The 12,486-nt window shown below is 46.2% G+C and carries 10 protein-coding genes; 2 read left to right on the forward strand and 8 right to left on the reverse strand.

The window, feature by feature from the left end:
- Nucleotides 1–59: 59 nt before the first annotated feature.
- Nucleotides 60–2,072, reverse strand: coding sequence for an NADPH-dependent 2,4-dienoyl-CoA reductase (locus tag GZK95_RS09870; RefSeq protein ID WP_171972128.1), 2,013 nt, complete (start codon nucleotides 2,070–2,072; stop codon nucleotides 60–62).
- Between the two features lie 349 nt (nucleotides 2,073–2,421).
- Here GZK95_RS09870 and sppA point away from each other — a divergent pair, with 349 nt between their 5' ends.
- A complete protein-coding gene (gene sppA / locus GZK95_RS09875) occupies nucleotides 2,422–4,275 on the forward strand; it encodes a signal peptide peptidase SppA (protein ID WP_075716575.1) in 1,854 nt (617 codons plus the stop codon).
- 160 nt (nucleotides 4,276–4,435) lie between these two features.
- Nucleotides 4,436–5,452 carry an asparaginase gene (ansA, locus tag GZK95_RS09880; protein WP_075708211.1) on the forward strand — a complete coding sequence of 339 codons (1,017 nt, stop codon included), beginning with the start codon at nucleotides 4,436–4,438 and terminating at the stop codon, nucleotides 5,450–5,452.
- Between the two features lie 76 nt (nucleotides 5,453–5,528).
- Here the strand turns inward: ansA and ompW are convergent, their stop codons facing one another.
- From ompW to GZK95_RS09915, 7 genes are all read right to left on the reverse strand, one after another.
- Nucleotides 5,529–6,176 carry an outer membrane protein OmpW gene (gene ompW, locus GZK95_RS09885; protein ID WP_075708213.1) on the reverse strand — a complete coding sequence of 216 codons (648 nt, stop codon included), beginning with the start codon at nucleotides 6,174–6,176 and terminating at the stop codon, nucleotides 5,529–5,531.
- Between the two features lie 395 nt (nucleotides 6,177–6,571).
- The gene (locus GZK95_RS09890; RefSeq protein ID WP_075708216.1) at nucleotides 6,572–7,450 is read right to left on the reverse strand and encodes a DMT family transporter; all 879 of its coding nucleotides are present in this window, start codon (nucleotides 7,448–7,450) and stop codon (nucleotides 6,572–6,574) included.
- A 168-nt stretch (nucleotides 7,451–7,618) separates the two neighbouring features.
- A complete protein-coding gene (locus GZK95_RS09895; protein ID WP_075708218.1) occupies nucleotides 7,619–8,179 on the reverse strand; it encodes a sugar O-acetyltransferase in 561 nt (186 codons plus the stop codon).
- A gap of 77 nt (nucleotides 8,180–8,256) precedes the next feature.
- Nucleotides 8,257–9,567 (reverse strand): serine--tRNA ligase, encoded by a 1,311-nt coding sequence (serS, locus tag GZK95_RS09900; RefSeq protein WP_075708220.1) that lies wholly within the window; start codon nucleotides 9,565–9,567, stop codon nucleotides 8,257–8,259.
- Between the two features lie 87 nt (nucleotides 9,568–9,654).
- Entirely contained in the window at nucleotides 9,655–11,007 is a 1,353-nt protein-coding gene (locus GZK95_RS09905) for a replication-associated recombination protein A (protein ID WP_075708222.1), read from the reverse strand.
- A 3-nt stretch (nucleotides 11,008–11,010) separates the two neighbouring features.
- Entirely contained in the window at nucleotides 11,011–11,607 is a 597-nt protein-coding gene (lolA, locus tag GZK95_RS09910; protein WP_075716574.1) for an outer membrane lipoprotein chaperone LolA, read from the reverse strand.
- Between the two features lie 86 nt (nucleotides 11,608–11,693).
- Nucleotides 11,694–12,308: an SEC-C metal-binding domain-containing protein gene (locus GZK95_RS09915; protein ID WP_075716573.1), complete on the reverse strand. Its 615-nt coding sequence runs from the start codon at nucleotides 12,306–12,308 to the stop codon at nucleotides 11,694–11,696.
- Nucleotides 12,309–12,486: the final 178 nt, after the last annotated feature.

Genomic DNA, 12,486 nt, shown 5'->3' on the forward strand with positions numbered 1-12,486 from the left:
GTGACTCTGAAGGAAAGCCGCCCTCATAAATAGAGGGCGGCTTTACTTTTGCCGAGTATCTAAAGTTTTAAACCTAACTCGACACCTTGTCTAATGGCTCGCACTGCATCCAACTCTCCGGCATGGTCAGCACCACCAATCACGTGTAATTTATCGCCTAACTGTGCCCACTTATCTTCAAATGGACGTACCGAAACTTGTCCGGCGCAGATAACAATGCTGTCGGCATTAATGGTCTTAGTTTCACCTTGGTAGTTAATCTTAAGCCCATCTGCCGTTATACCTTGATATTCAACACCACCCAACAAGTTAACGCCGCGCTTTTCCAAGGTGCGTTTATGAATCCATCCGGTGGTTTTACCCGGCCCTTTACCCACTCGCCCTTTGCGACGTTGCAGCACCCAAACTTCCTTATCGCTTAATGAATCCGGGTATGGGTACAAGCCTCCGGGGTGAGCCATCTCTTTATCAATTCCCCACTCGTGCAGCCAATCGTCTAATTGATGGTTATCAGGTTCGGTAATCATGGTGGCTACGTCGATACCAATGCCACCAGCACCAACAATGGCTACTCGATCACCAAGGTAAGTTTTGTCTCTAATTAGTGTCTGATAATCAATCACTTTATCCGATTGCTGACTGCCGTTTATCTCCACTTTACGCGGCTCAACGCCCGACGCCATGATCACTTCATCATACTCTTTGAGCAGATCAAAGTTGGCTTCTGTTTCAAGATGCAGTTTGACGCCAGTTTCATCGATCTGATTGGCGAAATAACGAATGGTCTCACGAAACTCTTCTTTGCCCGGGATCTGCATCGCAAGACGGAACTGCCCACCAATTCGGTCATTACGTTCAAAGAGGTCAACCTGATGTCCTCGGCTGGCTAAAGTGGTTGCACAGGCAAGACCTGCGGGACCAGCCCCCACCACTGCGATATTTTTGGCGGTGTGAGTTGATAACGGGATCAACTCAGTTTCGCGACATGCGTAAGGGTTCACCAAACAACTTGCGGCTTTACCTTTAAATACGTTATCTAAGCAGGCTTGGTTGCAACCAATACACGTGTTGATCAAACGAGACTGCTGCTTCTCTGCTTTAACGACAAAGTGGGGGTCGGCAAGAAATGGGCGAGCCATTGATACCATGTCGGCTTGCCCAGAAGATAAAATCTTCTCCGCTTCTTCGGGCATATTGATACGGTTGCAAGTAATGATTGGCACTGAAACATGCGGCCTGACTTTCTCGGTTACCCATGCAAATGCGCCGCGAGGCACTTGAGTTGCGATGGTTGGAATACGAGCTTCATGCCAACCTATGCCGGTGTTAATTAAGCTCACACCGGCCTTCTCTAAGGCTTGCGCTAGCTCAATCACTTCATCAAAGGTACTGCCCTGCTCCACCAGATCCAGCATCGAAAGGCGGAAAATGATAATAAATCGCTCGCCCACTTCTTGACGAATCGCTTTGACAATTTCCAAGGCAAAACGAATGCGATTTTGATAGCTCCCCCCCCAATCATCATAACGGGTATTGGTGCGTTGGCAGATGAACTGGTTAATCAAGTAGCCTTCCGACCCCATCACCTCTACGCCATCATATCCAGCCAATTGAGCTAATGATGCACTGTTAGCAAACGCTTGGATGGTCTTTTTGATTTGGCGCTCACTCATTTCACTGGGCGAGAAACGTGCAATAGGCGCTTTAATTGAAGAGGCACTTTGCGCAAAAGGATGCATTGCATAACGCCCTGCGTGTAGCAACTGCAACGCAATTTTGCCGCCGTACTGATGTACCGCCTCAGTCACCACTTTGTGGGCTTGTGCATGCTTAGGTTTACTGAATTCCGCACTAAACGGGTGCAAACGTCCGCGCAGATTAGGTGAAAAGCCACCGGTAACAATTAAGCCGACACCGCCTTTGGCACGTTCAGCATAAAAAGCCGCCAGTTTATCGAGCCCTTGTTTATCCTCTTCAAGCCCAGTGTGCATCGAGCCCATCAACACACGATTCTTTAATTGGGTGAAGCCTAAATCCAATGGTTTGAGTAAGTTTGGGTACATGGCAGACATCGCTTTCATTATTCTAGTTGTGGTCTGACCAGACTAAGACTAAACAACACAAAAATCAAACATACGTTTACATTTTTGAAACATCACTCACTTTTCGAGCGAGGCAACGTATAACTCTTGTTGGTGCCCAACATTCGCCAACAGAAAAGGATACCAACGAAATCAATGGGAAATGACCGGATACTGATTTGGTTGGCTTTGGTGCCTTTTTAGGGAAATTGTCAGTTGATCCATTCAAGCTTGACTAGATTTAATAAAGAATCATTTAAAGGTTCTGGTGATACCCCTTAAGTTTCAGTAGGATGTAAGGTTAATCATTAGAACCTGTGGGGAACACAGCGGAGATACAATGAAAACCATCTTTAAATACATCGGGCTGTTTTTTAAGGGGATATGGAAAGCAGTCACTTTTATTCGCGTCGCGCTTGCAAACCTGCTGTTTCTCGCGTTTATCGCGTTAATTTACTTTGCGTATACCAACGTCGAGTCAACGGTTACGCCACCTCCGCCGAAAAAGTCAGCACTGATCGTCAATATTTCAGGTCCGATCGTTGAACAGGCAACTTATCAAAACCCAATGGACTCATTAACTGGGTCTATTTTTGGTCAAGATTTACCTAGAGAAAACGTGTTGTACGAAATCGTCAGCACCATTCGCCACGCAAAAGATGACCCAAATATTACCGGTATCGTGTTGTCACTGCGTGATATGCCTGAAACAAGTCTGACGAAGCTGCGTTACATCGCCAAAGCTCTCAATGATTTTAAAGCGTCTGGTAAACCTATTTTCGCCGCTGGTGATTTTTACAACCAGAGCCAATATTACCTCGCCAGTTATGCAGACAAAATCTATCTCGCTCCTGATGGTGCAGTGATGATTAAAGGTTATAGTGCCTACTCAATGTACTACAAGACACTACTTGAGAAACTGGACATCAACACGCACGTGTTCCGTGTCGGCACCTACAAATCTGCGATTGAACCTTTTATTCGCAACGATATGTCTGATGCAGCGAAAGAGTCTGCTTCTCGTTGGCTCACTCAACTTTGGGGTGCCTTTGTTGATGACGTGGCAACCAACCGTTCAATTGATGCCGATACGCTTAACCCCAATATGGATGAGTTCGTTGAACTGGTTAAAAGTACCAATGGTGACCTTGCCGCGCTATCACTGAAACTCGGCCTTGTTGACCAGTTAGCGACTCGCCAACAAGTACGCCAAGCCATGGTCGACGTATTCGGCAGCGATGACAATGATAGCTACCCATACGTTGATTACTATGAGTACCTTGCCTCTATTCCGCCTAGCTTTGATGTCAATGACGACGATGTCGCTGTCGTTGTGGCAAGTGGCGCCATTATGGATGGTTCACAACCTCGCGGCACAGTAGGCGGCGATACCGTTGCTTCTCTGCTACGTGAAGCCCGGAACGACAACAAAGTGAAAGCGGTAGTACTGCGTGTCGATAGCCCAGGGGGCAGTGCCTTTGCCTCTGAAGTGATTCGCAATGAGATTGAAGCGCTAAAACAAGCAGGTAAGCCTGTGGTGGTATCGATGTCGAGTGTGGCGGCATCTGGTGGCTACTGGATTTCCATGAGTGCCGATAAGATTGTTGCTCAGCCAACCACGATTACTGGCTCAATTGGTATTTTCAGCGTGATCACCACCTTCGAGAAAGGCTTGAATAACCTTGGTGTTTATACCGATGGTATTGGTACTACACCACTATCAGGTATTGGTGTTACGACGGGCATACCAGAGAAAGCAGCAGATGCAATCCAACTGGGTATTGAGCATGGTTATAGCCGCTTCATCAACTTAGTCAGCAGCAATCGCAATATTCCATTAAGCGAGATGGAAGAGATTGCGGAAGGCCGTGTTTGGACGGGTCAAGACGCTATGCGTTTAGGCTTGGTTGACCAAATGGGTGACTTTGACGACGCTGTTGCACTGGCTGCCAAATTGGCAGAGTTGGATAGCTACAACATTTACTGGGTTGAGGAGCCTCTCTCTCCAGCGCAGCAATTTATCCAAGATTTTATGAATCAAGTTCGCGTCTCTCTCGGACTGGATATTTCTGCGTTTGTTCCGGCTGCACTACAGCCTGCGGCTCAGCAACTCAGCCAAGATATGACGCTAATGCAGAGCTTTAACGACCCTAAAGGTCAGTATACATTCTGCTTAAACTGCCAAGTTCAGTAAGGATGATTCGCTGATTTTCTGAGCAACAGTACCGCTTAATAGTAGACAAGGGGCATATCTTCAGAATATGCCCCTTCATTTTTCGGTATGGCATCTATACTGTAGTTGGGTATATAATCCCCGCCTCTGTTCCCCCTACAACAATAACTGGTTTCGAACAATGGCAAGAAAACACATCTATATCGCCTACACTGGCGGTACCATTGGTATGCAGAAATCCCATGACCACGGCTATGTACCAGTTGCTGGCTTCATGGAGAAACAGTTAGCAAGCATGCCTGAATTCCACCGCCCTGAAATGCCAGAATTCACCATTCATGAGTACGAGCCGCTTATCGACTCTTCCGATATGACGCCAGCCGATTGGCAGCAGATCGCGGACGATATCCGTGATAACTATGATAAATATGACGGTTTTGTGATTTTGCATGGTACAGACACCATGGCTTATACCGCGTCAGCACTGTCATTTATGCTCGAGAATCTCGGCAAACCGGTAATCATTACTGGTTCACAAATACCTTTGGCGGAACTGCGCTCGGATGGCCAGGCAAATCTATTGAATGCGCTGCATCTAGCGGCGAACTACCCCATCAACGAAGTCACTCTGTTCTTCAACAATAAGTTGATGCGCGGCAATCGCAGTACCAAGTCTCACGCAGACGGTTTTAATGCCTTTACTTCACCTAACTTGCCACCGCTACTCGAAGCGGGGATCAACATTCAAGTCAGCAATAATGTGAATGTTGGTGAAGTGCCGGAAGGCCCATTTAAAGTCCATGATATTACGCCGCAACCTATTGGTGTAATCACCATGTATCCAGGCATCTCCCATGAGGTGATTCGCAACACGCTACTGCAACCAGTTAATGCGATGATTTTGCTCACTTTTGGTGTTGGTAACGCGCCGCAAAACCCGCAGTTATTGGCACAGCTTAAAGATGCTTCTGAGCGCGGTGTTATCGTCGTCAACTTAACTCAATGTTTGGCAGGCAAAGTCAATATGGGCGGTTACGCTACAGGCTGTGCGCTTGCAGAGGCAGGCGTGATTAGCGGTTACGATATGACACCTGAAGCGGCGCTGGCAAAACTTCACTTCCTGCTTAGTCAAGATTTAAGCTACGAAGAGGTGAAAGTGGAAATGCAACGTGTATTGCGCGGTGAAATGAGCATCTAGTTCCCACTATACTCGTCAGCAAGAACCAAAAAAGCCGACATCTATGTCGGCTTTTGTCTATCTCACATCGTTAACGTTAAAACTTATAGCCACCCGCAATCATAAACACCCACGGGTCGATGTCGACATCAGTGGTGACCCTTGTTGCGCCAACATCGTAACTTGCTTCGGTATCAATATCAGCGTACCAGACTGATGTATTGATAAACCAATTATCGTTGATCATATAGTCAATACCCACGTTAGCCGCTAACCCAAACGAATCATCAAGTGACAGGTTAGAGACGGTACCGACACCTTTCCCAACCACTTCTTCATCAAAGAAGAAGGTATAGTTTAAACCCGCCCCAACATAAGGACGCAACTTGCTGTTCGCTTCACCAAAGTAGTATTGCAACATTAAGGTCGGTGGTAAGTGCTTAATTTCACCAATATCGCCATCTACACCTGTAAGATTAGAAGAAATTTTATGCTGGAAAGGCGTTGCGGCAAGCAGTTCTACGCTGATGTTATCCGTCAACATATAACCAATCGTCAAACCAAGCTGAGTATTTGAATCAACACCAAACTCGGTACCCGGAACTCCTGCGATATTACCACTACTTTCATTAGGTGAGACCATCGCGGCACCAGCACGGACAATAAAATCACCTTCTTTATGGGCAAACGCTTGGGCAGAACTTAGAGCAGTAAGTACAGCGAGACAACATATTGCTTTTTTCATTGTTATTTCCTTATAGGGCTTGTTTTACAACTGGGCTCACATGCACGAAAGAAAACACCACTGCCTTACTCGCGTGCTATAAGCCCTAAGTTTTTATAATTGCGGTCAAGTTAACACAGCAATCCCCTACAAAATTGATGGAAATCAATTGTTCACTTTTAAGACACATTTCACCCCTAGCAACCATACATCGATCACTTCATGATGAAACATTTGCAACATATATGTAATGCGAATTTTATGTGCATCACATTAAGGCGAAATAGAATATGGCGTTTTCCCGGTTTAGCAGTTTTATCGGTGACAAAGGCTTTATTTCACAGAGATAAATAAATGCTTGTCGTAACATTACCGATAATAAGGAGGTGATACAAAGAGGGATAACTGGCGCAAGCTTAACCTCGTTGAAACAAGGTTGTCACTTTTCCATCGGTGCGATATAGGATTAAAGCAAATAAGATAAGCCCGCAACCAACCATCTTATTTAAAGACATCTGCTCGCCATACCAAGCAATGCTCAAAAACACGGTCCAGATTGGTTCAAGAATCATGATAAGTGCAGCGTTTCCAGGGATTATCTGTTTTTGCGCGGTGGTTTGCATCACATACCGTAATGCCGTGGCTAAGATGGTACTGGCGGTAAACCAACCCCAAATAGATGGTTCTATGTGCACGGGCACGGATTCAAACATCACGCTGGCACTCAAACCAATGACACCGGTGACAAACAGTTGAATGCAAGTTAACAACAAAATGGGCAACGTTTGTGAGTATTTGCTGTTCACATTAAAGTGCAGCGCCAATATAACCGCATTAAACAAAAACCACAGTTGGCTACTCGAACTTTGCCAACCGTCCTTCAGTGACAGAAATGCCAAACCGCTAATGGCTATCGGCAGTGAAACCCAAAAAATGCGCTTCGGCCTTTGCCCAAACAAGATCCAAGCGACAAAAGGCACCATGAGCATTGAGAGGCTTAAGATAAATGCCCCTTCCCCCAGCGTGTCGCTAATCGAAATGGCATGAATCCAGCTCATTAACGCCGTTGCCAGCAAACAGCCGACTAACGCTGCCGAACGGATATCACGCCAACTTGCACGGCGCAAAGAGCCTAAACAGAACGGCAAAAGACACAGCGAAGCGGTGAGAAAACGTAATCCAACAAATCCAAACGGTGGTAGGCCCTGAATCGTCTCTTTGGAAAAGATCCACCCCAATGCCGACAAGATCGTCGCAATTACAAGTATGGTTGCTGCTTTTCGTTCCGATTTCACTATAGGCGCTCACAGTGCATTCAATTAATTAAAGGGGCTTGGAGGTAAGCCACAAGCCCAGAATAGGGCTGAGTGACCATGATGCCAGTTTGACCACCTGAGCGCGACTTGACTTAAATTTATTTTCTCACTCCGCGAGAAAATTCAAGTTTAACTGTGATCACTGCGCTATTTTTCTGCTGCTTGTAAACGGCGTATCAACTTAGCTGGTGTTCCACCGTAAAGGCAATCTGGCTCGACATCTTTAGTCACAACAGAGTTCGCGGCTATCACGGAACGAGCTCCGATCGTCACCCCTTGATTAATCACCACGTTTCCTCCAATCCAAACATCGTCTTCAACCACAATCGGTTTACAAAAGGTTTCCCAATTGCGTCTGCTCATATGGTCAAGAGAATGACTGGCGGTATAAAACTGGGCATTGGGGCCTATCAGCACATGATTGCCAATCTTAATCGGAGCGCCATCTAAAAAGGTCGCATTCATGTTGATAAAGGTTTTTGCACCAATCTCAATCGTCTGACCAAACTCACAGAAAAATGGCGAGCGAATAATACTACCTGTTCCATAGTGGTGGAAAAGCTGCTGATAGAGCTCACTGCGACGAGTATCATCCGTCGCACCGTTCAGTTCTGCCAGCAGTAATGAAGCATGATTACGCACCGAGTCAACTGAAGCATCTCCACCATCAAATGCTTCCCCTGCAATCATTTTGTCAAATTCTGTCATTGTCTATCACACACTCTACGATTTGATTATGCGAAAAAAAACCGGCTCGCAAGCCGGTTTCATCATCAATACTGGAACTAACCGCCGATGTACTCAGCGCCAGCCATGTATTTTTGCAGTGCTGTTGGAATGCGAATACGACCATCAGCTTCTTGGTTGTTCTCAAGAATCGCAACCATAGTACGACCAACCGCTAGGCCAGAACCGTTTAGCGTGTGCACAAGTTCAGGCTTTTTCTCGCCTTTACGACGGAAACGCGCTTGCATGCGACGAGCTTGGAAATCCCACATGTTTGAGCAAGATGAAATTTCACGGTAAGTTTCTTGAGCTGGTACCCATACTTCTAAGTCGTAAGTTTTGCGTGAGCCAAAGCCCATATCGCCAGTACACAGTACAACTTTACGGTAAGGCAGTTCTAGAAGTTGTAGAACTTTCTCTGCGTGACCAGTTAGTTCTTCTAGCGCCGCCATTGAGTCTTCAGGTTTTGTGATTTGCACAAGCTCAACTTTGTCGAACTGGTGCATACGGATAAGACCGCGTGTATCACGACCGTAAGAACCTGCCTCTGAACGGAAACATGGTGTGTGAGCCGTCATCTTAAGTGGAAGATCAGCTTCTTCAGAGATGGTGTCACGCACTAGGTTCGTTACCGGTACTTCTGCCGTTGGGATCAATGACAGTTTACGAGGTTCTTCATCGTTCACTTTTTCCACTAGTGGCTCAGTGTGGAATAGGTCTTTACCAAACTTAGGTAGCTGACCTGTACCAAATAGGCTGTCTGCGTTCACTAGGTAAGGCACGTACATTTCTGTGTAGCCGTGCTCTTCAGTATGAAGATCCAACATAAACTGAGCGATTGCACGGTGCAGACGTGCAAATTGACCTTTCATCACGATGAAACGTGCACCAGTAATTTTTACTGCGCTAGCGAAATCAAGACCGTCACCCATTTCGCCAAGATCAACGTGATCTTTCAGATCGAAATCATAAGTCTTTGGCTCACCCCAACGAGAAATCTCTACGTTGTCGTTTTCATCTTGACCATCTGGCACTTCATCGGCAGGGATGTTTGGTAGAGACATAGTGATCTCTTCCAGTTTTGCCATCACTGCGTCTAATTCAACTTTCTTTGCATCAAGATCGCTACCAAGAGTACCGATTTGCTGTTTGATCGCTTCAGCACCCTCTTTATCGCCAGCAGCCATTAGTTGACCGATTTGCTTGGAGATGGAGTTACGCGTGGATTGTAAATTTTCAACTTCTACTTGAATGGACTTACGTTGTTCTTCAAGTGTACGGATTGTCTCTACGTCTAGCTTAAAGCCTCGACGCGCCAGTTTAGCAGCTGTTTCATCCAGCTCTGTACGAAGTAATTTAGAATCCAGCATTGTTAATCCTATGCTTTGAGTTGTGAAATCGCGCGCTCGCATCATGCGTGCACACTAAAAAATTAACCGAACAAATGTATCCAAAAATCACGGCTTTTCATAGCGCTTTTGTGGGCTATTTGCATCTAAATTAGCCAAGTAATCTAACTTTTCGCCAATTTTGGTCTCTAAGCCTCGATTTGTCGGCTGATAGTAACGGGTTCCTAACATTTCTGGGGGTAAATATTGCTCACCAGCAGCGTATGCGCCCGGCTCATCATGAGCGTAGCGATACTCGGCTCCATAGCCTAAATCTTTCATTAAATGCGTTGGCGCATTGCGTAAGTGGTGTGGCACTTCGTACTCTGGCAAGTTATGCGCATCGGTGAGAGCTTGTTTCCAAGCAGTATAAACGGCATTACTTTTTGGCGCACAAGCTAGATAAACGATCGCTTGAGCGATCGCACGCTCTCCCTCAGCAGGGCCAACGCGGGTAAAACAATCCCATGCAGAAAGTGCGACTTGCATTGCTCGTGGGTCAGCGTTACCGACATCTTCGGAAGCAATCGCCAATAAGCGACGCGCAATGTAGAGAGGATCACAACCCGCAGCGATCATTCGTGCTGCCCAGTAAAGCGCCCCATCAGGATTGGAACCACGAATCGATTTATGCACAGCCGAAATCAGGTCATACCAAATGTCACCTTTGTTATCGAAACGCGCCACCTTTTCACCAGCAACTTCCGCCAACAACTGCAAGGTGATCTGTTTTTCGCCATGCGCATTGTCTTGAGCCATATCGTAGAGCAACTCAAGATAGTTGAGTGACATACGCGCATCGCCATTCACGAGTTCTGCCAGTCTATCAAGCACGTTATCAGCAAAGTTTGCCTCAATCTTACCAAGACCTCGCTCTTGGTCGTTGATGGCTTGCTGAAGTGCCTGATGGATATCTTCCGTCGCGAGGGAGGTCAGCTTGTACACTCGAGCGCGTGATAACAGTGCGTTATTGAGCTCAAAAGAGGGATTTTCTGTGGTGGCACCAATAAAGGTAACCGTACCATCTTCAATATGCGGCAAAAACGCGTCTTGCTGTGATTTATTGAAGCGATGGACCTCATCAACAAACAAGATAGTACGCCGACCTGCCAGCTTGTTTTCTCGCGCACGCTCAATAGCCGCGCGGATCTCTTTTACCCCAGAGGTCACAGCAGAAACGCGCTCTACTTCAGCATTCGCGTAATTGGCAGCCACTTCGGCTAATGTTGTTTTCCCCGTGCCTGGCGGTCCCCACAAGATCATTGAGTGAATATGACCGGCTTCTAACGCACGACGCAGCGGCTTACCTTCACCAAGGATATGTTGCTGACCAATATATTGGTCAAGTGTTTGCGGCCGCATTCTAGCAGCAAGGGGACGAAAATCTTCGTCCCCTGAAAAATCAAACGAGTAATTACTCACTTGTTAGTTCCTTTGGTCATCAACCTCTACACCTTCAGGAATGATGAAAGTGAAGCGATTAGCACTTGGTTTACTTAAATCAATATTGGAGAAAGTAAATGCGCTGGTTTGTCCGTCTTGCTCTATCACGCTAAACCCTTTAACCGCCCCTTTCTGATTGATTTCTAGTTTGAATTGCCCTTGATTACTGTCTACTGCCGTTGGCGTTAATGTGAATACATCACCTTGCTGCGCCACCTTGTAGTTATCCCAGTCGCTAGCGCGATTGCGCGTCAACAATACAAAAGGTGTTTGCTCAGTCGCTTGTTCTTGCCAATAAATGCTGACTTGCTCGATAAACGGACTGTAATACCACAGCGTTTTGCCATCGGAAACCAATACGTTTTCATCAGGCAGTGTCGTGGTCCAGCGGAACAAACTTGGTCGAGCAATTTCAACCTTGCCTTGCCCTTCCATGACCACTTCACCTTCAGGACTTTTCACCTGTTGGGCAAAATTGGCACTAAAACCATCGGTCAGTTGAAGGCGTTCACTTAACTCTTGTTGCGGTGATGCCCAAACGGAAAAACTCGCCAATAACAGTAACAGTGTTTTTTTCATTTAATTCTTTCCTGAATGCTTTCGGTTCAAAGGTTATAACCAATTTCTGTGTCAGTTATGACCGAATAAAGTCAACATAGTTGCGGTTACTTGCCACAGCACTGTTTAAATTTTTTACCGCTTGCACAAGTACATGGGTCGTTACGTCCCACTTCTTTGTATGGGTTGACACTTTGCCCTTTTGCACCAACCAACGCCTCATCGGCTGCTTGAGCCACTTCATTGACCATCAAGTCCAGTTGGTCAACAAAATCAGCAAGAGCTGGTGGGGTCTCAACCCCAGCTTGTTTCATTTGAGCTTGGGTTTGCTCTTCGTCAATGGCGAGCATTAATGTGGTTAACAACGCTTGCAGCATACGCAAGGTACCATCACTGATATTGGTTTCAAGCCATTGTGGTTCGATGATTGGCCACAACGACATAAAGCCTTCAGCAAAGTCTGCTAGCTGTTCCGCTTGATGTTCTCCAGCAACCAAGTCAAGCAATGAGTATTCATTTCGCTTGAGGAAGCTGTACTGATGGTTGATTTGCCCAACCATCGGCTTAGATAGCTCATCGGCATTGTCGCCAAATACTTGCTCCAACCACGCTTCTGGTTGCAAAGGCTTAGTTGCCATATTTGCGGCAAGGGTGACGCCTTCAATAAATAGTTGGGATTCTTGGCATTGAGTATTAGCTAATGCGATAAGTTGGTAATTCATTTTGCAATCTAATTTATGAACAGAGTGGCGATTATACCCCGTGAAGCCTACAGGGTCACGGTTAATGCCCCCATCACTCTATGTCGCTTGATTTTCAACCTAACAAACTGGTGATGAATAGCAGATGAATGTATTACTCAGTATTGAGCAGAATCTGAGCACTTTTTTTGTTCGTTGT

The organism is Vibrio panuliri, from assembly GCF_009938205.1.
Taxonomy (GTDB): domain Bacteria; phylum Pseudomonadota; class Gammaproteobacteria; order Enterobacterales; family Vibrionaceae; genus Vibrio; species Vibrio panuliri.